Annotated in this window: 24 protein-coding genes and 3 pseudogenes; 11 read left to right on the top strand and 16 right to left on the bottom strand. The window is 56.2% G+C overall.

Translation table 11 applies throughout. The features are described 5' to 3' along the window. Window positions 1-9 precede the first annotated feature (9 nt). The 4 genes from AAIH70_RS29730 (at window position 10) to AAIH70_RS29715 (ending at window position 2272) form a co-directional block, all read left to right on the top strand. The gene (locus AAIH70_RS29730) at window positions 10-1185 is read left to right on the top strand and encodes a zinc-dependent alcohol dehydrogenase (RefSeq protein ID WP_430037635.1); all 1176 of its coding nucleotides are present in this window, start codon (window positions 10-12) and stop codon (window positions 1183-1185) included. 10 nt (window positions 1186-1195) lie between these two features. Continuing rightward, window positions 1196-1411, top strand: coding sequence for a hypothetical protein (locus AAIH70_RS29725; protein ID WP_430037632.1), 216 nt, complete (start codon window positions 1196-1198; stop codon window positions 1409-1411). Window positions 1412-1534: 123 nt separating this feature from the next. Then, window positions 1535-2035 carry a ferritin-like domain-containing protein gene (locus AAIH70_RS29720; protein WP_430037630.1) on the top strand — a complete coding sequence of 167 codons (501 nt, stop codon included), beginning with the start codon at window positions 1535-1537 and terminating at the stop codon, window positions 2033-2035. 60 nt (window positions 2036-2095) lie between these two features. After that, entirely contained in the window at window positions 2096-2272 is a 177-nt protein-coding gene (locus AAIH70_RS29715) for a DUF2934 domain-containing protein (RefSeq protein WP_430037627.1), read from the top strand. 233 nt (window positions 2273-2505) lie between these two features. Here AAIH70_RS29715 and AAIH70_RS29710 read toward each other — a convergent pair whose 3' ends face one another. From AAIH70_RS29710 to AAIH70_RS29690, 5 genes are all read right to left on the bottom strand, one after another. After that, window positions 2506-2652: a hypothetical protein gene (locus tag AAIH70_RS29710; protein WP_430037624.1), complete on the bottom strand. Its 147-nt coding sequence runs from the start codon at window positions 2650-2652 to the stop codon at window positions 2506-2508. Between the two features lie 51 nt (window positions 2653-2703). Beyond that, entirely contained in the window at window positions 2704-3216 is a 513-nt protein-coding gene (locus tag AAIH70_RS29705) for a ferritin-like domain-containing protein (RefSeq protein ID WP_430037622.1), read from the bottom strand. Window positions 3217-3302: 86 nt separating this feature from the next. Beyond that, on the bottom strand, window positions 3303-3473 hold the full coding sequence (locus AAIH70_RS29700) for a hypothetical protein (protein WP_430037620.1): 171 nt from the start codon (window positions 3471-3473) through the stop codon (window positions 3303-3305). 30 nt (window positions 3474-3503) lie between these two features. Continuing rightward, complete coding sequence (locus AAIH70_RS29695; RefSeq protein ID WP_430037617.1) at window positions 3504-3701, bottom strand: hypothetical protein; 198 nt, start codon at window positions 3699-3701, stop codon at window positions 3504-3506. Then, window positions 3698-5002, bottom strand: coding sequence for an NAD(P)/FAD-dependent oxidoreductase (locus tag AAIH70_RS29690; protein ID WP_430037614.1), 1305 nt, complete (start codon window positions 5000-5002; stop codon window positions 3698-3700). Before AAIH70_RS29690 ends, AAIH70_RS29695 begins: the two co-directional genes overlap by 4 nt. 121 nt (window positions 5003-5123) lie before the next feature. On the opposite strand from AAIH70_RS29690, the gene AAIH70_RS29685 reads away from it, so the two are divergent. Continuing rightward, complete coding sequence (locus AAIH70_RS29685) at window positions 5124-5306, top strand: hypothetical protein (RefSeq protein WP_153353272.1); 183 nt, start codon at window positions 5124-5126, stop codon at window positions 5304-5306. A gap of 140 nt (window positions 5307-5446) precedes the next feature. On the opposite strand, the gene AAIH70_RS29680 is transcribed toward AAIH70_RS29685, so the two are convergent. Together AAIH70_RS29680 and AAIH70_RS29675 are read right to left on the bottom strand one after the other, a co-directional pair. Next, on the bottom strand, window positions 5447-6208 hold the full coding sequence (locus AAIH70_RS29680; RefSeq protein ID WP_430037611.1) for a DUF2243 domain-containing protein: 762 nt from the start codon (window positions 6206-6208) through the stop codon (window positions 5447-5449). Window positions 6209-6272: 64 nt separating this feature from the next. Next, entirely contained in the window at window positions 6273-7136 is an 864-nt protein-coding gene (locus tag AAIH70_RS29675) for a manganese catalase family protein (RefSeq protein WP_430037608.1), read from the bottom strand. A gap of 283 nt (window positions 7137-7419) precedes the next feature. Between AAIH70_RS29675 and AAIH70_RS29670 the strand changes: the two are divergent. Both AAIH70_RS29670 and AAIH70_RS29665 read left to right on the top strand, forming a co-directional pair. After that, window positions 7420-8210, top strand: a pseudogene (locus tag AAIH70_RS29670) (SDR family oxidoreductase). Between the two features lie 534 nt (window positions 8211-8744). Beyond that, complete coding sequence (locus AAIH70_RS29665) at window positions 8745-8903, top strand: hypothetical protein (protein ID WP_153353269.1); 159 nt, start codon at window positions 8745-8747, stop codon at window positions 8901-8903. A 48-nt stretch (window positions 8904-8951) separates the two neighbouring features. On the opposite strand, the gene AAIH70_RS29660 is transcribed toward AAIH70_RS29665, so the two are convergent. The 7 genes and pseudogenes from AAIH70_RS29660 to AAIH70_RS29630 all read right to left on the bottom strand — a co-directional run bounded on the left by AAIH70_RS29660 (window position 8952) and on the right by AAIH70_RS29630 (window position 16017). Beyond that, the gene (locus AAIH70_RS29660; RefSeq protein WP_430037604.1) at window positions 8952-9482 is read right to left on the bottom strand and encodes a DUF4142 domain-containing protein; all 531 of its coding nucleotides are present in this window, start codon (window positions 9480-9482) and stop codon (window positions 8952-8954) included. Window positions 9483-9583: 101 nt separating this feature from the next. Continuing rightward, window positions 9584-9910, bottom strand: a pseudogene (locus AAIH70_RS29655) (DUF421 domain-containing protein); the annotation flags it as partial. A 155-nt stretch (window positions 9911-10065) separates the two neighbouring features. Beyond that, on the bottom strand, window positions 10066-10644 hold the full coding sequence (locus AAIH70_RS29650) for a cysteine hydrolase (RefSeq protein WP_430037601.1): 579 nt from the start codon (window positions 10642-10644) through the stop codon (window positions 10066-10068). A 79-nt stretch (window positions 10645-10723) separates the two neighbouring features. Next, a pseudogene (gene nadE, locus AAIH70_RS29645) lies at window positions 10724-11538 on the bottom strand (ammonia-dependent NAD(+) synthetase). A gap of 44 nt (window positions 11539-11582) precedes the next feature. After that, window positions 11583-13412 (bottom strand): 4-alpha-glucanotransferase, encoded by a 1830-nt coding sequence (gene malQ, locus AAIH70_RS29640; RefSeq protein ID WP_430037598.1) that lies wholly within the window; start codon window positions 13410-13412, stop codon window positions 11583-11585. 14 nt (window positions 13413-13426) lie between these two features. Further along, window positions 13427-15244 carry a malto-oligosyltrehalose trehalohydrolase gene (gene treZ / locus AAIH70_RS29635; protein ID WP_430037596.1) on the bottom strand — a complete coding sequence of 606 codons (1818 nt, stop codon included), beginning with the start codon at window positions 15242-15244 and terminating at the stop codon, window positions 13427-13429. Continuing rightward, window positions 15244-16017 carry an SDR family oxidoreductase gene (locus tag AAIH70_RS29630; protein WP_430037593.1) on the bottom strand — a complete coding sequence of 258 codons (774 nt, stop codon included), beginning with the start codon at window positions 16015-16017 and terminating at the stop codon, window positions 15244-15246. The genes treZ and AAIH70_RS29630 overlap by 1 nt, the downstream gene beginning before the upstream one ends. An 804-nt stretch (window positions 16018-16821) precedes the next feature. Here AAIH70_RS29630 and AAIH70_RS29625 point away from each other — a divergent pair. Continuing rightward, entirely contained in the window at window positions 16822-17022 is a 201-nt protein-coding gene (locus AAIH70_RS29625; RefSeq protein ID WP_430037590.1) for a hypothetical protein, read from the top strand. A gap of 88 nt (window positions 17023-17110) precedes the next feature. On the opposite strand, the gene AAIH70_RS29620 is transcribed toward AAIH70_RS29625, so the two are convergent. Further along, window positions 17111-17947 carry an SDR family NAD(P)-dependent oxidoreductase gene (locus AAIH70_RS29620; protein WP_430037587.1) on the bottom strand — a complete coding sequence of 279 codons (837 nt, stop codon included), beginning with the start codon at window positions 17945-17947 and terminating at the stop codon, window positions 17111-17113. Window positions 17948-17955: 8 nt separating this feature from the next. Beyond that, complete coding sequence (locus tag AAIH70_RS29615; RefSeq protein WP_430037584.1) at window positions 17956-18408, bottom strand: hypothetical protein; 453 nt, start codon at window positions 18406-18408, stop codon at window positions 17956-17958. A 293-nt stretch (window positions 18409-18701) separates the two neighbouring features. Here AAIH70_RS29615 and AAIH70_RS29610 point away from each other — a divergent pair, with 293 nt between their 5' ends. The 3 genes from AAIH70_RS29610 to AAIH70_RS29600 all read left to right on the top strand — a co-directional run. Continuing rightward, a complete protein-coding gene (locus tag AAIH70_RS29610; protein WP_430037581.1) occupies window positions 18702-18866 on the top strand; it encodes a hypothetical protein in 165 nt (54 codons plus the stop codon). Between the two features lie 458 nt (window positions 18867-19324). Continuing rightward, window positions 19325-19612 (top strand): hypothetical protein, encoded by a 288-nt coding sequence (locus tag AAIH70_RS29605; RefSeq protein ID WP_430037578.1) that lies wholly within the window; start codon window positions 19325-19327, stop codon window positions 19610-19612. A gap of 1585 nt (window positions 19613-21197) precedes the next feature. Then, on the top strand, window positions 21198-21350 hold a 153-nt coding region (locus AAIH70_RS29600; protein WP_430037693.1), incomplete at its 3' end, for a transposase.

Genomic DNA, 21350 nt, shown 5'->3' with positions numbered 1-21350 from the left:
GAAATAACAATGAAAGCACTCTGCTGGCACGGAAAAGGCGACATTCGTTGTGATAGCGTTCCTGATCCCCAAATCGAAGACGACCGCGACGTCATCATCAAGATGTCCGCCTGCGCTATCTGCGGGTCGGATCTCCATTTGATGGATGGCTACATTCCTTTCATGGAAAAAGGCGATATCCTCGGCCATGAGTTCATGGGAGAAGTCGTCGAAGTCGGCCGCGAGAACAAGAAGCTCAAGGTCGGCGACCGCGTCGTTGTCCCCTTCACAATCTGCTGCGGGGAGTGCTCCCAGTGCCTAAAAGGCAATTGGTCTGTTTGTGAGCGATCCAATCGCAAGGCCGAGAATGCAACGAAGGCATTCGGTTATCCAACGGCCGGTCTGTTCGGATATTCTCACCTGACCGGAGCCTATGCGGGCGGTCAGGCGGAGTATGTGCGCGTGCCCTACGCCGACGTCTCACCTATCATCATTCCGAATGGCATCACGGACGAGCAGGCTCTTTTCCTCGGCGATATTTTCCCGACCGGATGGATGGCCGCGGCCAATTGCGAGATCGAACCGACAGATATCGTTGCGATCTGGGGATGTGGTCCTGTCGGCCAGTTCTGTATCAAAAGCGCCTTCATGCAGGGCGCTGCGCGCGTTATCGCAATCGACAACGTGCCGGAGCGGTTGGCTCTCGCCGCTGCAGCCGGCGCGGAGACTATCAACTTCGATGAGATCGAGGGCACCATTCCCGATTACATCAAGGACATGACGGCAGGTCATGGCGCCGACAAATGCATTGACGCCGTCGGCGCAGAATCCCACGCAACCGCTTCGTTCGACGCAATCATCGACAAGGTGAAAGCCGCTACTTTGCTGGGAACTGACCGCCCGCATGTTCTCAGAACAGCGATCATGGCGTGCCGCCCGGGCGGCATCGTTTCTGTTCCGGGCGTCTATGGTGGCTTTCTGGACAAGATCCCGTTCGGGGCGGCGATGAACAAAGGTCTGACGATCAGAACCGGCCAGACGCATGTCAATCGTTACTCGCTCGATCTCCTCCGCCGCATCGAAGAGGGCGAGATCGATCCGAGCTTCATTATAACCCATCGCGCAACACTTGATCAGGGGCCGGAGCTCTACGAGACGTTCCGCGACAAGAAAGACAACTGCATCAAGGTGGTTTTGACAGCTTGAGAATCGACAGATGGACGTCAAAGATTTGAAAACGGCCTGCCGCAGATTTGAAAAGGAACATGGCGTCGAGGCTCTCCTCGACGCCATGGCCGAGCTCATGACCGAGCGAATGGCAGTTCAAGGGTTAGAGCTGCGCTTCTTCGACGATGGCGCCAAACCGGGCCTCCAGCACTCGTCTGGTCTTGCCGACCAGCCGAATATCTCAAAGCCCGAAAAACGGGTTTGACTCGATGCCGACAGGCCAAAATGGCGCGGCAATATTTACTCGAATTTTCTTTTGGACGCGCTTGGAACTTTCATTTTCCTCGAAAGTTCGTGAGCGCCAATTTCAATATCAAAAGGAGCTATCATGGCTGAGAAGACTTTAGACGACCTGTTCCTCGATACCCTTAAGGATATCTATTACGCTGAAAAGCAGATCCTGAAGGCCTTGCCGAAGATGGCGCGTGCGTCGCAATCGGAAGAAGGCAAAGCGGCCTTTCTCAAGCATAAGGAGCAGACCGAAGGGCAGATCGAACGCTTGCAGCAGGTCTTTGAACTCCTCGGCAAGCCGGCCCGCGGGAAGACCTGTGAAGCCATCCAGGGCATTATTGCCGAAGCCGAAGAAATCATCGACGAATTTAAAGGCTCCGTCGCTCTTGATGCTGGCCTTATCGCGTCGGCCCAGGCTGTCGAGCACTACGAGATTGCGCGCTACGGCACCCTGAAAAGCTGGGCCGGCCAGCTTGGTCTGAAGGACGCTGTTTCCCTGCTCGATGCCAACCTTCAGGAAGAGCTCGAGACCGATCAGCTCCTCACCCAGCTTGGCGAGGCGTCCGCAAATCCCAAGGGCACCAAGAAAAGCGCATGATGATCACGGCCGGCGAGCGCGATGGCTCGCCGGTCCCAAAACCATTTACAGGAGGATATTATGGGTAACGATCGCGAGGAGTGGATATCAAAGCGTGCATACGAGCTCTGGGAGCAGGCCGGGCGCCCCGATGGCCAGGATGGCGAGCAATGGGCCGAAGCCAGCGCCGAGTGGGATGCCGGCAGAGCGCATAAAAACGGTAGCGCCGCTGCCCACTGGGACGACGAAGAGTATTAAACCCAGCTCTGCCTAAAAAATCGGGCTGAACTTGACCACGATGGCGGATATCCGCCATCGTTTTCGTATCCTACCGCCTCAACCAGCCTGATCAATGGCATGAGGAGATGGCTGAACGCCAGGCGGGGCACCGGACGGCATCCCCATCACATATATCACGCCACTTATCAGGACGACGGCTGCGACAAGCGCAAGAAGGATGAACAAGCCTTTCCGCCTCGCGCCGCCCGGGGTCATGTTCCACCGCGCGATCGCTCGCTTCTGCTCTCTTCGAGGGTTTTTTCAGCGCGCTTCTTCAAATCCTCCCGGCTGTCATCGGCAGTTTTAGCATCAGAGCGTGCCGCGTCGCTTTCCGGGCTTGATTTCGCGGGATCAGTCATTTGTATTCCCTTTCAATGATGTTCGTTTACTGAACTGTTCAGATCAGACAGTTATATCTTCGCCGAGACGCCTGCTTCCTTGAGGTTGGCGAACTTGATCGTTGTGGGACGCAGGTTGTCTTCAAGCCATGCGGCCATGGCGATCTCTTCGTCGAGGCTCGCCTGTAATGGATTGACCATCGCTGCAAAGCCGCCGAGCTCGGCGATCGTGATAAGCGATCTGTAAGCCGCAATTTCGAAGTGCTCGAATGCAAAGTTGGCCATGCTGTTCTTGATTATCTCGTCGCCGGCGACGGTATGCCCGAGTGCTGCCATTGAGCCGGTGAACGACAGGGCGGCGTCTTTCAACGAGGAGTTCTCCTCGGCAAGGGACGTCAGGATTTCGTCCAGACGGCTGATTTGTCCCTGCGTCTCTCGGATATGCTCTTCGAGCTTGGCCGCTACATCTGGATAGTTCTCGATCCGCTTGACCTGAGGCTTCATGATGGAAAGCGCCTGGTTTTCCATCGCGTGAGCGTTCTTAAGACCGGTAATGAAAATATCTCTCGTTTTATCGTCAGACATGTTTGCCTCCTTTCGACCAACCGCAAACAGCTTTCCTGGCCCAGAGTTCCCGGAACCATTTACTGAAATACATTCAAGCTGACACATCACCGCGTGTGCTGCTCAAGCGTCCCCTCTTGCGGTCGCTGAATTGTGTTGCTGTCTGGATCACCCGGGGTGAGTACGAAAAAATAGAGCGCACCCAACCCCAGCGCCGCTATCAGTATGATCGCAACGAACAGCATCATGCCGCTTGCAGGCTTTTGTTGTTGAGCCATCAGGCATCCTCATCTTTGGAAATCGGACATTCACTGAGTTGAACCGGACACGTCGGGTGGATCATCCGGGCCCGATTGGTTGCCATTAAAGAAATAGAAGCCAACTCCGAGCACGCCGACGATGGACAGAACCAGGCCGAGCCACATCATCTTTTTCGACGCGACGGAAATCGCGATCGCGAAAAGCGTTGCCCCCGCCACCAGCGCAAAAAACCATAGCTGCATCATCGATCACCTCCCGGCCCGGTCACTTGGCAGATAACGACAGAGGGCATAGCACCATCGCTCTCGCCGATTGAGCGTTCCTCGATCAGACGCGCGCCGCGCTGTCGGGTGAGGTAACGCCATATCCATTGAACGCTCACGAGAATGCGCTTTTCGAAATTGATCAGCAGGTACACATGCACGAAAGCCCACAGGAACCAGGCGGCCCTTCCCTTCAGGGTCCATTTGCCGAAATCAAAAATGGCAGCGTTCCGACCGATAACCGCCGTATTGCCTCGGTTCTTGAACACAAACGGCGTCAGGTCCGCACATCGGTTGTTCAACAGGCGCCCAAGGTAGATCCCTTGCTGCTTAGCAACTTGCGCCAGGCCGGGCAGCGGCTTTGCATCGGTGCCCTTGAAATCGGCGGTATCTCCAATGGCGAAAACGTTGTGATGGCCCACGACTCGCAAATGATCATCAACCGGAATTCGCCCGCCTGGGACGGCATCAAGCCCGAGCCACCGGTGTGCTGGAGATGCCTTGACACCTGCGCCCCAGACGACACAGCCTGTCCGAATGAACTCGGTGCCGACCGTGACGCCATCTGAGGTTACATCGAGAACCCGTTCCCCTGTGCGCACCTCGACACCGATCTTCTCGAGGTAGTGGCGCGCGTAGTCGATGAGTTTTTCCGGAAATGCGGCGAGGATCTTCGGCCCCGCCTCAATCAGGATGACTTTGAGCTGGTCAGGCTGGATGTTTCTGAAGTCCCGGTTGATCATAAAGCGACCAAGCTCGGATATCGCTCCAGCCATTTCCACGCCGGTCGGTCCACCGCCGATCACCACATATGTGAGGAGATTTCGCTTTTCCTGTTCGTCGTGGACTCTTTCCGCCTTCTCGAATGACGATAAGAGACGCTGCCGTATCTGGCGCGCTTCATGAATTGTCTTCATGCCTGGTGCGTTGGCGCGCCAACCATCCTTGCCGAAATAGTTGTATTCAGAACCAGTGGCGATGACCAGACGGTCATAATCGACCCGGTCACCGCCATCGACCAGCACCTGCTGCCTGTCTACGTCGATCCCGATCACTCCCGCCATGATCATGTTGATGTTGCGATAACGACCCAAGGTCTTGCGGATAGGCTCTGCGATATCTGCGGGGGAGAGCGCTGCGGTCGCTACTTGATATAACAATGGCTGAAAAAGATTATGATTGCGGCGATCAATCACAGTGACACCGTAGTCAGTGCCGCCAAGTTCCTGCGCGCAAGCGAGGCCGCCAAAACCTCCTCCGATTATTACAATACGTTCTGGCACAGGCCCCTCGTGATTGTCCTCGATGAGCCGCGCTAACCAGAGCGAAAGTCATTGGTTCCATCTCGACAGGGAACTTTACCCGAATGCGTTGGTTCGCTAGGCATTATCAGGGAGAAACGCAGTGACAGAGCATAAAAGCGCGGACACGCCGACGGGACTCACACCTTCGAATGACACTCCGCAGGAGAAGAAACGCAAAGTCTTGATGGGGCGCGGCGCAGTCGGTTTTCTGGCAGCATTCGCGATTGCAGCGTTTGCACTTTACATTTTCATCGCCGTCTACGGCCTGATCGCCGGGACCTGACGCCATGTCCCACTCCGGAAACCAAGGCCCCGATTGGTATTTTCGCCTGATCGGGGCACAAAACGCCAAAGCCGGTATCGTCCGGTTCGCTATACTTCTGGGAGTGATGCTGCTCGCCGCGGCGCTCGTATCGGTTTGGCTCAGTTCGTTTTAATCCAGTCGAGGCACCCGACAGGTGCATTTGAATTGCTAACGAGTAACGCACCATAGCCATAGAGGCGAGCGAGCTTGGCGTCTGCTGGCACGTCAATTGCCCATACTTTATTCGACCGGTCTGTCCATACCAGGCGCCCAGCGACCGCGCCTAATCCCGCCATCATCGCGGTCTCGCTCGCGCCTGGACGCAGCAAGACGATGATGCTCTCTCCGCGCGGCGCCGGGAAACTTGCTATCGATCCCGCGACCAAGGTGGCGAGAACGAGCGCGACAGGAGAACAAAGCAACGATGTGCTGCCTGTGCGCCGCCTCACCAGATAATAGCCAGTCGCGAGAGGCAGCAATCCAAAGACAGCCAACCAGGAGAGGTCCCAAAGCAAGGGCTGTTCGACGTCCATTCGGACACGGTGAATGCCGAGAACCCAGTGTGAAAGGACCGCGTCAACAAGATGCCAGATTCCAAAACCTATCATAGCGCGTGCGAGCAAAGGCCCGGTCTCGCTTTGTGTTGTCGGAGCGCGTGACGTCCAAAGCAGATACAGCCCAATTATCGCTACGACGTACATAAGGCCGTGAAAGAGGCCGTCAGTCAGGATGAGAAAGCGAATATCGAGACGGGCCTGCTCAAGCCCGCTCAGCAAGTGGTGCCACTGCAGGATCTGATGCAAGAGTATCCCGTCGAAGAAGCCTCCAAGACTGAAGCCAAGCGCGAGTGCTCCCATTGCTCGGCGGTTCAGTTTTGCCATCCGTCACCTTTGAGATTTTTGCAAGCGAATGCGCCGGCCCAGTGTAGCTGGGCCGGCCGACGGCTTAGACTTTTCCGATCTGCTCGTTCTGCGCACCGCTATCCGGTCGCGCCGGTCCAAGAACTGGTTCGTCACCCATCGGGACGTTCTGAAACACCGTGAACTGACCCTTGCCATCCATTGACGGGCCATCGTTCCATCGAGCGGGCGGGGGCACCGAGCCGTCCGATGCTGTAGCAAAGAAATCGTAGTTGTGAGTCTGATCTTCCTTTTCCTGGGGGAAGCTATTCGGAATGGGCAGCGCACCTTCGTGCCCGCCGATCTCCTCGATCACCGCTAGCCACTGCTGCTGGTGCATGGTGTCGCGAGCGATCATGAAATGAAGCATGTCCTTCATCCCATCATCATGAGCGGCATTGTAAAGACGGGTCGCCAACACGCGCCCCGTGCTCTCAGCCGCCACGTTGCAATACATATCAGCGGCGAGATTTCCGCTCGCGTAAATATGCGACATGTCAAACGGCACGCCTTCCGAATTGCCGGGAAAGGCCGCCATGCCGGTCGACAGAATGTGACGGTGCAGCATGCCTTCAACAACGTGGCGGGGGTTTTCGCCTCCCATGACTGCGCCGACGATTCCGTCTGCAGCACCCGCTTCAGCGAGGCTGGCCGGGGCCTTGTCGAGATTGAGGGCAACGGCTGTTGCCAGCATCTCGATATGGCCAATTTCTTCCGTCGCAGTGTGGAGAAGCATGTCTCGGTATTTCGTGGTCGGGCCGCGTGCGCCCCAAGCCTGGAAGAAGTACTGCATGCAGACGCGAATTTCGCCTTCAACGCCACCGATCGCCTGCTGGAGCATTCGTGCAAAAATCGGGTCGGGAGAACCGACCTTGACCGGATACTGCAGACGCTTATCGAAACTGAACATGATTATCTCCTCGTGTGGGATTCCGATACCTGGACAGATATCGGTCAGCGAACAGGGAGCGGGTTTGGAAGTTCCAATATCTCCGGAATAAAAATGGATCTGATCTTAGTCTTGATGGCACCCCGTGACCGACGGGCGAAAGTCAGAGACCGTCCGGAACTGTGAGGCACTTGTTTGGTTAGCGCGTCCTTGTGAAATGCAGGAGACAGCCATGACTGAAGAGGGTCGCCCTTCCCCGCCGTAGCCTGAACAGCAGCAACAGCCTCCGGGCGAAACCAGGCTCATGAAGCCTGTGCCCGATCACGGAAAGAATTCGTATCAGGGCAACGGAAAGCTTGCAGGCAAGGTTGCCCTCATCACATGCGCTGACTTCGGTATCGGTAAAGCGTCGCAATCGCGTTTGTCCACGAAGGGGCCGACATTGTCATTTCCTATCTCAACGAAGATGACGATGCACGCGATACGGCCAGGTGGGTGGAAGATGCGGGCCGCAGAGCCCTCGTAATCCCAGGTGACATCAAATCCGAGGGTCACTGCATCGACCTCGTGGAACGGACGGTGGCCGAACGCGGCGGCCTCGATATCTTGGTGAACAACGCAGCTTTCCAGAGGACCTATGCCGACATCAGCGACATCACCGCCGATGAATGGGATGAGACCTTCCGGACAAATATCTATGGGCCGTTCTACCTTACAAAAGCCGCCGCACCCCATATGAAACCCGGCGGCGCTATCATCAACACTACCTCCATCCAGTCACGCCAGCCGTCTCCACAGCTTCTCGCCTACGCATCGACAAAAGGCGCCGTTTCCAACTTTACCGCGGGCTTGGCCGAGATGTTTGCCGACAAGGGCATACGCGTGAATGCAGTAGCGCCCGGGCCGATCTTGACACCGCTTATTCCCTCAACCATGCCGCCGGAAAAAACGGCGAAGTTCGGCGAACAGACCCTGTTGAAACGGGCAGGTCAGCCAGCGGAGCTTGCAGGCGCATACGTCCTGCTGGCGTCGGATCTTGGAAGCTACATGACAGGAGCGGTTATCCCGGTCACAGGCGGTGAGATCATGATATGATGCAATCTTGAGAAACGACCACGGCCGTGTTTCTGGAGAGGGCCAGATTGGCCCTCCCAAGTGACAACACAATCGCCGCGGGCTATGGTTTTTCGGTGGTTGTGCCTGAAGGATTTGTCGTCGGGACCGAACCACCGGTGCCGCTTTGAGTGTGTGGCGTTGTCTCAGTCGGTGCAGTGTTGCCAGTCCCGGCTGTGGGTGCCGGGCTCGGGGAGGCAGGGTCTGCAGGTCGATCGGCAGCGCCTGTTTGTTCAGCCGGGGGATCGGTCGCCTCTCCCCACCATTCTGCACCGGCCCAGGCAATCGCTGCAAGGATCAATGCTGTACTGAGAACGGTAAGCACAGGTTTCCCTGCCCGCCCCTGTCTGGCCTCCGTTGCATTCTCCACAATGGCTGGTTTGTCCTTCGTTTCCATCGCTCTCGCTCCGTTGACACTCAGCACAACCCAGCCGCGCATCGTTCGTTCCCTAAACGCTCATACCATGACGGGCACATTTTACCGTCTCGTTTGTTTGAAGAAAAAGGAGGACTGAAATGACTGAAAAATCGATCAAAAATGCCGACCGCACGATGCTTGATGACGACGACAACAGCCGATTCAACGAGAGCGTCGACACGACCAAAACACCCAAGGAAGAGCGCGAGGATCCGAAGCGGAAAGAGCAAGGACGGCCAGAGGCGACAAGCCTGTAACAAAAAAGGCGGCAGAGATGCCGCCTTTCTTTATAATTGACGCGATGATCAGTCCTTATCCATGTCCTGAGCCATCTTGTAGTGATGCTCGAGAGCGGGAAGATGCTTGGCAGCGAATGCCTTGAGATCTGCGTTCTCGCCTTCTTCTGCATAACGCTTGAAGAGGTCAACAGCATCCTCGTGCGCTTCGACCTGGTCGTCGATATATTCCTCGTTGAATTCCGCGCCCTGCAGTTTGGCAAGCTCGTCAACGTTTTCCTTGTGTTCATCGATGAGGGTGGTCTCAGCCTTGCCCTGGACCTTTCCGCTGTTGAGCAGCGCAGTCAGTTCTGCCGTTGTTTTCTCGTGATCGGCGCTCATCTGCGTCGCAAATTTCTTGACGGCATCGTCGCCCTTTTGCATGGCGAGTTTGCTCGACTCGATTTCGAAGACATCACTGGCAGATGCCTGCATGATGAAGTCCTCAGTCTTCGGAGCGACGCCCAATGCGGAATTGACGCCTGTGGACTCGGTTGCCGACTGTGCAAACGCGGCAGTGGCGGCCATCAAAGCGGCGACGGTGAGTGCGATCTTTTTCATTTAAATCTCCCTTATTTGCTGCGCACTAACAGGCGCCCTGAAGGAAAGTTCCGGATTCGGGATCGCAAAAGGTCATGCGGCCTCGAAATTTGGTCGTCAGTCCTTCGGATAACGCTCACGGCACCATCTGCCTCCAAGACCGCTGATTCAATCTGTGTAAGCTGCTCCAATCCTTGCTCGACCCTCGCCGTCGTCAGCACGTCCTCGCGACTGACGCGCGCCTAGGAGAGTGCGCGTAGGTCCGGTTTTCCATCGGAAATCAGGACAGTCGGCGTTCCGTCAATGACTCTCGCAAAACGCGGTGCCCACTGCTTGACGTAGGAGAGACCAATATCCAGACTGAACAATACGATGATCAGAAGCGCCGCATTAATGATAGAGAAGTCATCGCCGAGCAGGGCGTGCTGGGTGGATTCAGCAATAATGAGATGCCGCCCTGCCTATACTCAATGATTACGCTTGAAATCACAGACGGTGGTGGCTGGATGTGTTTTCGCTGTAATGTATCGTCACTGACCATCGCAGAACATAATCAGCCACTTTCAACCGGTCGGACAACGACTCGAGTTAATGGCAACCATTTTCAGGCACGTGCCAGAAACGCCTCTGTCGAAAGAATTTGTAGCTGGACCGAAAACCGGTCGCCCAACAACTCAAGGGAGGCATCATGGGTCTGATCAGCACCGCTACACACGGCATCCTTGAGGAGAATAACCTCGTATCCCAGGTCAATTGCGCCGATCGCGGCCGCAAGGACGCAGACGTCAGTCTCTCCACCGGAAATGGCTACCGCTTCGACCCCTTCTCTCCCCAGCACCCGATGAAGCTCGCCACTGGTCCACGGTGAGTAGGTCATCTTGTCGAAAACGCGAGCTGGTGGAACAAGCGGTCTGAGCGACGGAACCAGATCTATCATATGCGGCCCTAGCCGATCCGATGTCATCGTGTCCCACTTCTCATAATAGTCACGCCACATGCCGGGCATGTCCCCCGCCCGCTTGGGCGGCACAAATCGGGTGAATACTGTCCGTTCAGGGCGCCACCGTGCCACCTCCTCGACTTGTGGTGAGACTTCCCTCATCCAGGGTACATGCCATGGCGTATCCTCGGCGAACATTCGCTGCATATCGATACACAGATGGATCCAGTTTTTGAAAGTCATCATCGCCTCCCGAACGCGAACCCTGTCAACAACTCGAAGTTCCCTCCTTCTGAGAGCCCAGCTGCGGCCGCCGGCATTTTCAAGGGTGCAGCGGCGGAACGATAGGCAAACAGCGCTTGTGAGCACTTGCCTTGTAAGTTTTCAGAGTGAGCGCTTCTGCCGCCTCACTTATCCGCTTGCCTTCCAGGAAATCATCGATTTCTTCATACGTCACCCCACAGACCTCCTCGTCGGGCCGTAGCGGTGCATCCGTTTCCAAATCAGCTGTTGGCACCTTGAACACAAGATTTTCTGGCGCTCCCATATGTGCTGCTACTGCTCGTACCCGGCGCTTCGTCAAACCTGAGAGCGGAAGAATATCGGCTGCTCCATCACCAAATTTTGTGAAAAAAACCATGAGCGCCTGAGCAGCTTGATCAGTCCAATCACGAGCTCCTGACTTGCGCCAGCGAGCGCATATTGAGCAATCATTCGCTGGCGGGCTTTGATATTGCCGAGATGGAAATCTTTTCGCGCCGGATCCAACAAATCGTCCGCCTGATCCGTGACGGCACGCATCATGGCGTCTGCGGCAACCTTTATATCGATAGTTACAATACGGTGCGGCTTGATAACGTCGAGGGCGTTTTGCGCGTCAGCTTCGTCAGCCTGCGCTCCATACGGCAATCGAACAGCAATAAACTGCGCGTCTCTTCCTTGCGCACGAAGCTGAGAGACTGCTGCTTGGGCAAGAAGGCCAGCAGCCAATGAGTCAACACCACCGCTGATCCCAAGCACATAGGTTAGGCACGGTGAATTTGACAGGTACTCAATCCGACGACGCACCTCTGTCGCGACATCAAATTCCGGGATAACGCCGAGTTCGGCTGCGATCTTTTGCTGTTCATGTGACAATGCTCAAGTCCTTTATGAGAGCTGTGGCCCGGTCTGGCGTCAGTTCAGGATCTCTCTTCCCGCATCACACCTGCGATTTCTTGGACCACCGGCACGTTGACCAAGTCTTCAATTGAGACGCTCAGCTTTGGCTTCCAGTTCGGATAGCTGTCACTTGTACCGGGAATGTTCGTCGGCTGCTTCTCACCCGTCATGTCTGCCAGCCGGACGGCAACCATGACGGCGGGCGTCTTGGCAATAAAACGGTGCGCGCTGACCACGAGTCTCTGTAGCTTGGCATTGGTGGCATTGGCACGTGGCAAGTGATCAGGCGGCTCTGTACCCGCAACGTCGAGTACGTTCTTAAGGTCTTCCCGCTCGTGCTGCCGCTGCTCGACATGCGTCGCACTGATATCCGGTGGCACGATCCCGTGCTGCGCCCGCGCTTCGATGTCCGCACCGCGCCACCACCCAGCCAGCGTCTGGTGGTCATGCGTGGAAATACAGGCGAGCGACAGGCGGGGATAGGCGTCTGCTGGCTTGAAGCCATCCTCGTCCCGCTCGTAAGAGAGGATCCGATAGGACAATATCCCAGCCTCGGCCAGATCGTCTTGCAGTCCTTCCGGCAGCATCCCTAAATCCTCCCCGATGACCAGGCACTGGAACTGCGCAGACGCGTTGGCCAGGATCTGCAGCAGCTCTTCTTGCGGATAGTCCACGTAAGCGCCGCTATCGGGGGAATCGTCGAGCGGCACGAGGAATAGTCGCCGGAGCGCGGCGGCATGATCAATCCTGACGGCGCCGGCATAACGCATCGCTGCGGTCACCATCCGCTGGTAAGGAGATTGTTTGCCAGACGCGATTTGATCCGGATCGATAGCAGCCAGATGCCAGTCCTGCCCTTCGGTCGCGAACGGGTCTGGAGGGCTTCCGACTGTTGCATCCAAGATGTAGGTGTCTCGCTCACCCCATGTGGCAGACCCGTCCATGGCTTCTCCAACCGCAAGATCGAGATAAAGACCGATCTTTAGGCCTGCGTCCTGTGCGGCCTTGGCTGCCTTGCTGAGCTGCCGGTGTGCCAACCATTGCAGCCACATGTGAAAGCGGATGTCGTCGGCGTAGGCTTCCGCAAATTCAGCGACTTCGGGGCCGTCAGGTGTCCGGTACTCGATCGGCCAATCCTTCCAGCCTGCACCATGATCGCGTTCTGCCATGGATGCGGACAAGCTTTCGAAAAGTGCATGTCGTCGCAGAACATCTCCACTCGCTTGAATGAAGTCGTCGAAACTCTCGCCGTCAATTGCGGCGACCGTGGAGCCCTGCTTCGAACGCCAGATTTCCCGCAGCGCCGCGAGTTTGACCTCGGCAACGCCAAGATAATCGACCAGGTCGGTCTCCCGTAATGACCGTAATCGCCCGTCCAGTTGTGGACTATCCTTGAAGCCAGGTACCTTATCGACCGCGATGTAGAGCGGGTTGAGCATTTGCCGGTTTGACGGCTCGTAGGGGCTGCAGCGATCCGGGTCGGCGAGGAAGGGGGCATGCAGCGGGTTGAGCCCTATGAAATCAGCGCCCAGCGAGGAGGCGAGCCTGATCATACCTATCAGGTCTTCGAAGTCTCCGATGCCCCAATTGCGTTCGGAGCGCAATTCGTAGAGTTGCAGGCTGATACCCCAGACACGTCCCTGTTCGAGCGCTTCCGGCAAATACGATTTCGGGATGGCCTGCGATGGCTTCTGCTTCAGCGGTGTAACCGCGGATTTTTCTGCCACGCCCAAGGCGGCAAGGACCTGCCGTTTTGTTTCGTCGGAGATCGGGACTTCCACATTATCCGGGGACGGCCGCGTCAGGCTGATCCCATGTTGCTTGGCCAGCTGGTCGAGACGCGAACCCATGGTGTCTCCTTAGATTAGTTCCGAGCGGGACTGATGCTGGAATAGACGGACCACGGCGCGAGTATGGTCTCGCTGACCGAGCCGAGTAGAAAGATCTGTTCGCCGGTAAGCGGCGCCGGAATTTTTGCAGGTTGGTCAGCTAGGTTCGCAACGATGTGAAGTCTGGAGCCAGCTGCGAGCGTCCAGTCAACGATGGTCAGGCCTCCGTCATGACGGAATGACGCGTTTCCAGCACCCACATCCTGCAGCAGCGGCACTATCCGCTGGTGCCGCAGGGTCAGAAGCGACTTGTAGAATGCGAGCATTTCTGAAGCGTCAGCCCTTTCACGCTGAGACCAGTCGAGCTTTGCCATCTCGAATGTCGAATGGGCGGTCGGATCAAGAGCGTCCACGGCATCAAAGCCTGGAAGCCGAGATAACTCTTCCCGCCGACCTTGCCTGACTTTCTCGTTCAACTCCTCATCAAAGTCGCAGAAGTACGGGAACGGCTCGCACGCTCCCCATTCCTCGCCCATGAACAGCATCGGGATCTGCGGCGACAGCAGATAGATGGCTGTTACCGCCCTGATGGGCTTTAGCGGACGGAAGGTGATCATCCGATCGCCAAGCGCCCGGTTTCCGATCTGGTCATGGTTCTGGATGAAGGAGATGAACGCGGTAGGAGGCAGGTCGAACGAAGGCTTACCGCGGCTTTCGCCTCGGTAAGGCATGTGCTCGCCCTGAAAAACGAAACCCTCAGCTAGCGCGCGACCGATCTTGCCGTTGTCATCAGCGTAGTCCTGATAATAACCGAACATCTCGCCAGTCGCGGCTATATGCAGGACGTGATGAATATCATCGTTCCACTGCGCCGTGAAACTCCTGGGCCGACCTTCCTCATCGCGCATCAGCAAATCGCTATCATTGTCTTCGTTCTCGACAATCAGATGAACATGCCGAGTGCCCGCCGCTTCCCGCACTCGACGGGCAAGTTCACGAAGAAGATGCTCCTCGTTGTCATCCTTGATGGCATGCACGGCGTCAAGACGAAGCCCGTCTAGCCTGAACTCCCTGATCCAGTAGATCGCGTTCTGGATGACGAATTCTCTGACCGCCTTCGATCCGTCGCCATCATAGTTGATGCCATTGCCCCACGGTGTCTTGTGGTGCTCGGTGAATAGCGGTGCGTAGTTCGGCAGGTAATTCCCATCGGGTCCGAAGTGGTTATAGACGACATCCAGAAAGACGCTCATGCCGTAATGGTGGGCAGCATCGACCAGCGCCATAAAATCTTCGGGACGGCCGTAGCTGCTATCGGGTGCATAAGGCAGGACACCGTCATAGCCCCAATTGTAGCGACCGGGAAAATCACTGACTGGCATGATCTGGATTGCGGTAACACCAATCTCTGCAAGATGGGCTAGCCTTTCGGTCGCTGCCCGAAACGTACCCTCTGCGGAAAATGAACCGACATGCAGTTCGTAGATGACGCTTTCTTCCCAAGGGCGTCCCGACCAGTCATTGGCCGTCCACTCGAAAGATTTGAGATCGACGACTTCACTTGCACCGTGGACGTCTTGAGGTTGATGACGTGACGCCGGGTCTGGCACCACGGTTCCATCCGGCAAGCCGAACCTATACTGGCTACCTGGCTTCACGCCCGTGGCGAAGTATCGGTGCCAACCGTCTTGCAAGCGTTCTATCGGTCTGGGATGACTTCCGTCAATAATGATTGAGACCTCTGTTGCCAACGGAGCCCAGAGCCGGAACTCAACACCGCCATGCGAGATGACGGGACCAAATGTATAGTCGACCAATACATCACCCTCTTTGTCTTGAACGATAGGCGCCATCAGCGGAGCAGTCCTTGACCGTCGACCCAGATCGGAGAGCCGGTGATATGCCTGGACCTGTCTGATGCCAAGAAAGCGATGACGTCTGCCACATCCTCGCTGCGCCCCGGACGCCCGCCGGTTATAGGAACTTGTCCGTCCGGCCAAACGACTGGTATCGCTGTCTCGTCTTCTTTTCGAAGCTTGGTGTTCGTTTCGATATTCGTATCGATCTCACCTGGACAGACCGCATTGATGCGGATGTGATGGCGGGCAAGCTCCAGCGCGAGCTGCTGCACCATGGCTACTTGTCCTGCCTTTGTCGCCGTATAGGCCGTCGCCCCCGGCGTTGTGAACGTCCTCGTTCCATTTATAGACGACACGACAATGATCGAACCGCCGCCCGAGCGCTTGAGTTCGGGTACGGTTGCGCGGATCGTCAGGAACGTGCCGGTAAGATTGACTGAAATCGTGTCATTCCATTCGGCAAGCGTCAGATCGTCGATCGGCGCCCACACACCGTTGATGCCAGCATTGGCGACAACGACATCGAGTCGCCCATAATGGTCAACGAGCTGCCGAACAGCGTCGGACATCTGTGCCTCATCTGCAATGTCCGCCAGGAGAGGTCCGGTGTCTCCTCCCTCTTCCTGGATCTCGTTTACTGTGGATGAAACATCCTCGCGCGTGTGTCCGAGCACACCAATCTTCAGACCATCTGCTGCCAAAGCCAGCGCTGCTGCTTTCCCAATACCCGATCCTGCGCCAGTGACGAGGGCAATTGCTGACTTCATGACAAACTCCATGTTGACTTAGCGGTCGGTGTAACCTTTGGAATGGACCGGAGTTCCGGCCGCCCAGATCTGCGTACGCTTCAGGACAGTTGTTCCTACAAAAAGGCGGTACGGTTTTGGTTTGCCCTTAGTTCCGCCCTGCGAGCTCGATCCAAAGCAGTGACCACCGGTCGTCCGAGTTGGTCGGCTCCTTGTAGTATCCCTGCCCCTCATGTTGCATACGCAAGGTTTGCTCAATGATCGGCCTTGACGGCGAGGTTCCCGGCAAGCCTGACGCATCCAGATAAGCTTCCAGGTCGCTGAGTGTCCCGATACCTTCGAAGTCCGGGCGGCCTGACGCTGAGACTTTCCAAGCGTAATACGACATCAGGTTTTCTCCTGAGTACCATCTTAGGAAGCTTGCTCACCGAGGCACTGGCCCGGCCCTTTGAGACTGCGACGTCGCCCTGCACGCCATCCTTGCTCATATCCACCTCGTCAAGATTAAGTGACGCGGATCGGTCTTGGCGCTTGCCAACCATCGGAGCAGGAACGTTGTTCTTCGGTTCAGATTTCCGGTCTGCCATTCGCAGTTACTCCTTTGCTATCGACGGACTGTCCCCGCCGTAGCGGGACAAATCCACAGTTGCTGGCGCGCGAACTGGTGCAGAAGCCGCGAGTTCCGTTACGCCTGGATAGCTTCGCCTCTGTACGCTGGCGGACTAGGAGAGTTATTCGGCTTGGTTTGAAAATTGTCGTGGAAGTAGGGTTGAGTGCGGAACTCCCGTGGGTTTGCGATGTTGGCTGCGGAATAGGAGATTAACGATGGGTATCGATTCACCAAAGGACGGCGCACCGGGCACCACGGACCAGTCGCCACGTTGGGAAGGTCCACAGGAGAACAAGCCGCGAGGCTATCTACCAGCGAAGGACAACCCGGATACGGAAGAAGATGCAGTTGGCGAGACCAACGCCGATCCGGTCAAGCGCAAGGTTACCGATGCGATGAAGACCAAAGGCGACTAGGTTCGCTTTGGTCGGCTCGCGTTCCCTGCCCAGCTCTCAGTGAGCTTGACTATCGCGGCCGACACGTTTGCGCGGCATTGCCCTTTTATCACCCCGTCCCGCGGAATTTCCTCGGTCGAGTTGCTGCCGCGTGGATTGCTGTCAGCAGCGCTACTGGAGCGACGACCGCAAGGCCCGTTATGATCTTATTGAGGATGCCCGGGACCGCCACGGCCTTTCCAGATAAAAGAGCATCGAATGCAACCCGGGCCACATACGCCGGATCTGCTTTTCGGGAGCGACCAACCCACGTGTCCTGCATCCCGGCCCTCTCATATACCCCCGTTTCGGTAACTCCGGGCATCAGGCAAGTGACGGACACCCCCGTTTCCTTCATCTCGTACCGAAGCGCTTGTGAGAACGAGTACAGGAACGCTTTGGAAGCGCAGTAGGTCGCATGGAAGGGTCCCGGCAACACGCTGACGATCGAAGCGGTGACCAGGATCTTGCCGGCGCCCCGTGCGCCCATACGTTGGGCGATTTGGTGGATTACAGACACGGATCCTCTAATGTTTGTATCGATTACCGCAAGTGTCTGCGATAGATCCGTTTCAACGAGAGCTCCGCCGTGATCGATGCCAGCATTGGCGATCAGCAGATCCACCGGGCGGTCCAGATCCTTGACGAAGTGCACAAAGTCATCGACACCATGCGTCGTGGACAAGTCCACGCACATGGCATCAACGATAGAGCCCGTCTGTCGAAGTTCCACCGCGACATCGTGAATTCGAGGCTCGTCTGCTGCCAGCACGAGGTCGAAGCCAGCGGCGGCGGCACGCTTTGCTAGCTCTCGGCCGATGCCTGAGGATGCTCCGGTTACGACCGCGAACCCCTGACTTGGTCGATGATGTTGCAGGGAGGATGAAGGATTTCCATCGCGCACCATCCGCACGCTCAAACTTGCGTGGGTCGAATGGTGTCGACCGGAACCTCACCATCGACCACGCCTCGCTGCAAGCCCTCCCGCCCATGTTCCACTTCGATGACAGTGTAAGCCTTTTCGTCTCGAAAGGCGCTTGCATTCCTCGTCGAGACATCTTCGGCAGGTAGAGCATCGACTTCCTGAAAATCCAGCTCGGCTCCAGCGGCAACAATCCGAGCATCTCCAGCGGTCCGCGCAGCGACGATGACATTTCCGAGAGACGGAGCCTGATCCCAGCGGGCATCATGTGGTGGTGCGGCCGGTTCCAGGCGGTAAATGTTCAGGATCTCGCCGGCTTCTGTCGACAACGCAGCTGTCTCCGCGTCGGCGAGTTGAGCCTGGCTTTCAACCGACTGAGCGAAATGGTTGTCGGTTGTCCCAGTGTTTTCGCTGTGTATCGATCCGGTTCTGGTGGCGTTAGACATTTAGAAACTCCCTTAGGGCCGCCCCCACCCGCGTGATGAAAGGCGGCGTGGGTAAGCGAACACTCCTCGTCCGTAAGAGTTCCCGAATGCTTTGCGGTTTCGTAAGCGGAAACGCAACGCCCGATAAGCTCGAAGAATTAGATGACGGAGGTGTCCCTGCAGCATCTCGTCCGCTACCGGACAGACCGGGATGCGGGGAACTTTGAGATATGGCGCTTGTTCATCACGTGAGGTCGAGTGATCGCCCTCACCCCCCAGCCAACGAAACTTTAGCCCAGCTTCGAGGAATACAGATGCAAAACTCCGACCAAAGCACATCGCGTCAAAATCGCAAATTAGAAGTGGACGGGTGTCAGCCTACACTCTCCTTCGTTGGCTTTGCCGCCTATGTGGCGCTTGCAACGGCGATGGGTGGGGTTTTTGTTTGGATCGTTATCTACGGAGCATTCGGCAACTGACGCTGATCATCGAAGGCCAGGGAACTTCTTCGTTTTGACGTCTCATCCATGCGAACAAGACCAAAAACGTTGCTAGTGGTTCCGAATTGTCGGCACCACGGAAGGAACAGCGGGGCCAGCGCGTGCGAAGGCTCTAATAACGGCCTCTTAATTCTGATGGCAGGCCCGCGATATCGATCGATAACTGCCTGACGCGACCATATTGAATTCGGACTTCGCTTCTCGCCACTGGCATAAGCTCCGAGCGCACTGTACGCGCAACCCTGATGAACTTTGTGAAAGTCTCATCGTTTTTTCGGACAACGATGAAACTTTTTACTACCGGCCCAGTTCGCTGCCTTGAGATACCCCGATGAGGCTTCGTCGGTTGCGAATGGAGATGAGAGTTTGGGTATCTCGTCCATTGATCGTCTTCCAACTTGCTCGCTTCGGCGAGCCCTTTTTTTAAAGGACGGGACATGCCCTGGTTCATCCCGCTTATCGTGGTCGCGTTACTGAGCGCCTGTAGCGCCAACGGCTCGGGACGGCCGGTTCTTGACAACGGGATCGCTCCCATACCGGGCAGCGTTACATACGGCGGTCAACCCCATACCAAATTATCGAAAGCGCCTGTTGGAAGCGGCTTCAGCCACGAATTCTATAATCAGAACGGTAACCGAGTGGTCGAGCGATACGTAATACAACCCGATCGCTCACTCAAAATTACGAGCCAGGAAATCGTCAACCTACCGGAGAATAATAGGTAAGGTTGCTCTGATCATATATTGCAACAGAACGACGATCGGTCCCTTCGCGAGGGTGCGTCACCTTTCGCCTACGTGCTATGAGAAACTGCGCAGTCGAAGGTTTCGATCGTTCCAGCGATCGTAGCTTTGTCTCGACCACCGAACGCCCTACCGATTTCTCCATAACCAAGGGCAAATTCCTGCCGCACCTCCCAAATGAGCAGACGACGCGCGGCGACCACTCGCTTTGAGGAGCAGCGACCAACTACGTCCCCGTAGGATACTTCCAACTCGATACATCGTCTTTTTATGTATTTGACCTCGGCGCGAACGCGTCGATTTGCAACATGCAATTGGTGGGCTCGAACATGTGCGTCGAAATGGATGGGGCTGAAGCTCCACCGAGGCGGATGCTCGACAACTGACATTCTATTTTTCGTTGTCAAAGCCGAACGATGAGCAGCATTTGCCAGTCTTTTCTGGCGTAATTTATGGTCACGTAACAACCGGGAATGATAAGGGGTAAGATCTAACTTTTTGAGGGTCATCGCATACATCTTGGCGCAGTCAATCCGGCCTCGAACAGGCCTGACACTGTATAATGAACGAAAGGGAGGTCGCTTCGAGACCAAGCTGTCTCGCGCGAATACTCAAGAACAACGATCCAGCCGCTTAGGAGCCATAGCTCCACGATCGCCGACCTCAGATGCGCATTGAAAGGCCTGTTTTCAAGTATTGTGATCGCAGACTTCACCATTTTAGCCGCGGTCAATTTCAGTTTAATCCGGCCATCAGGGGTAACCGCACCTTGTTGATTGGTGATTAAAGGAACTAACGCCGCGCAGCAAAGTTCGTTAGCAAAACAGAAGTCGACACCACCATGAATGGTAAGAACAAAACGGTGGAAAAAGCAGTAAATTCCCGGCAAGGACGCGCAGGTGCCCCGGTCCTTGCTGTCCTCGTCGCAGCCTTGGTTTTAGCTTTAGTTGCGTGGGGCGGAGCTGAGTGGTGGGGAGAAGCGACCGATCCACCAGGAGAGAAAACCGGCACTGCGCAATCCTCGACCGCTTCGTCGACGCCCACTGCTGCCCCGACGGCCGGTTCCGGAAATACGCACCAACGGACAAAACTCCTCATTCGCAGAGTGGTACCGGCGGACCGGTGCCAACAACAAACCCGTCGGGATCCACAACCGAGAAGCCGTGAGGTTACCAGATGAGTGGCGAATGGCTGATCGGATCCGTTGGAGGGTTTACGCTCGTGGCGATCGTCATAATCTGCGGATCATTTACACGCGGCAGACGAAAAGTAGCTTTCGCCTTTTCTGGTCTGGCAATTGTTGCTGTCGTGGGAGTCCTATTCAGTTGGATCGAGTGAACCGAGGATAGCTTCTCGCTCGCCTGGCTTCTCTCGATCATTCGTTTGGAGGGTACGCATGGAAAACTACATCTGGCTCGTGGTCGTTGCAGGCGGCGCAGGTATCCTTGGCGGCTCTTGCTTACGGATCATTCACGCAAAGCCGACGAAAGTCGGTTGGTAATCCCCCCGGCAATTAACGGACTTCAAAAGTAGAATTTTCTCGGGCTTTATGATCGAGGAGATTTTGATGAAGACGAGCAGATTCAGTGAACCACAAATCCTTGCCATCCTGCGCCAGGCAGAAGGCGGTGTTCCTGTACCCGAGCTTTGCCGGGAACATGGAATGAGCACGGCGTCCTTTTACAAATGGCGATCCAAATACGGCGGCATGGACGCGTCG

This window comes from Neorhizobium sp. BT27B (assembly GCF_050455485.1).
Taxonomy (GTDB): Bacteria; Pseudomonadota; Alphaproteobacteria; order Rhizobiales; family Rhizobiaceae; genus Neorhizobium.
Note: the sequence above shows the minus strand (reverse complement) of the source record. Positions and strands in the feature narration are given on the sequence as shown.

Excerpts from the sequence above, each read along its gene's own strand:
- malQ (WP_430037598.1), bottom strand. The coding sequence starts at position 13,412 with ATGGGTTCGCGTCTCGACCAGCTGGCCAAGCAACATGGGATCAGCCTG.
- AAIH70_RS29705 (WP_430037622.1), bottom strand. The coding sequence starts at position 3,216 with ATGTCTGACGATAAAACGAGAGATATTTTCATTACCGGTCTTAAGAAC.
- AAIH70_RS29660 (WP_430037604.1), bottom strand. The coding sequence starts at position 9,482 with ATGAAAAAGATCGCACTCACCGTCGCCGCTTTGATGGCCGCCACTGCC.
- AAIH70_RS29680 (WP_430037611.1), bottom strand. The coding sequence starts at position 6,208 with ATGGCAAAACTGAACCGCCGAGCAATGGGAGCACTCGCGCTTGGCTTC.
- AAIH70_RS29700 (WP_430037620.1), bottom strand. The coding sequence starts at position 3,473 with ATGGCTCAACAACAAAAGCCTGCAAGCGGCATGATGCTGTTCGTTGCG.
- AAIH70_RS29730 (WP_430037635.1), top strand. The coding sequence starts at position 10 with ATGAAAGCACTCTGCTGGCACGGAAAAGGCGACATTCGTTGTGATAGC.
- AAIH70_RS29615 (WP_430037584.1), bottom strand. The coding sequence starts at position 18,408 with ATGTCTAACGCCACCAGAACCGGATCGATACACAGCGAAAACACTGGG.
- AAIH70_RS29605 (WP_430037578.1), top strand. The coding sequence starts at position 19,325 with ATGCCCTGGTTCATCCCGCTTATCGTGGTCGCGTTACTGAGCGCCTGT.
- AAIH70_RS29665 (WP_153353269.1), top strand. The coding sequence starts at position 8,745 with ATGACTGAAAAATCGATCAAAAATGCCGACCGCACGATGCTTGATGAC.
- AAIH70_RS29610 (WP_430037581.1), top strand. The coding sequence starts at position 18,702 with ATGCAAAACTCCGACCAAAGCACATCGCGTCAAAATCGCAAATTAGAA.
- AAIH70_RS29650 (WP_430037601.1), bottom strand. The coding sequence starts at position 10,644 with ATGACTTTCAAAAACTGGATCCATCTGTGTATCGATATGCAGCGAATG.
- AAIH70_RS29675 (WP_430037608.1), bottom strand. The coding sequence starts at position 7,136 with ATGTTCAGTTTCGATAAGCGTCTGCAGTATCCGGTCAAGGTCGGTTCT.
- AAIH70_RS29630 (WP_430037593.1), bottom strand. The coding sequence starts at position 16,017 with ATGAAGTCAGCAATTGCCCTCGTCACTGGCGCAGGATCGGGTATTGGG.
- AAIH70_RS29715 (WP_430037627.1), top strand. The coding sequence starts at position 2,096 with ATGGGTAACGATCGCGAGGAGTGGATATCAAAGCGTGCATACGAGCTC.
- AAIH70_RS29720 (WP_430037630.1), top strand. The coding sequence starts at position 1,535 with ATGGCTGAGAAGACTTTAGACGACCTGTTCCTCGATACCCTTAAGGAT.
- treZ (WP_430037596.1), bottom strand. The coding sequence starts at position 15,244 with ATGGCGCCTATCGTTCAAGACAAAGAGGGTGATGTATTGGTCGACTAT.
- AAIH70_RS29625 (WP_430037590.1), top strand. The coding sequence starts at position 16,822 with ATGGGTATCGATTCACCAAAGGACGGCGCACCGGGCACCACGGACCAG.
- AAIH70_RS29710 (WP_430037624.1), bottom strand. The coding sequence starts at position 2,652 with ATGACTGATCCCGCGAAATCAAGCCCGGAAAGCGACGCGGCACGCTCT.
- AAIH70_RS29725 (WP_430037632.1), top strand. The coding sequence starts at position 1,196 with ATGGACGTCAAAGATTTGAAAACGGCCTGCCGCAGATTTGAAAAGGAA.
- AAIH70_RS29620 (WP_430037587.1), bottom strand. The coding sequence starts at position 17,947 with ATGGTGCGCGATGGAAATCCTTCATCCTCCCTGCAACATCATCGACCA.
- AAIH70_RS29695 (WP_430037617.1), bottom strand. The coding sequence starts at position 3,701 with ATGATGCAGCTATGGTTTTTTGCGCTGGTGGCGGGGGCAACGCTTTTC.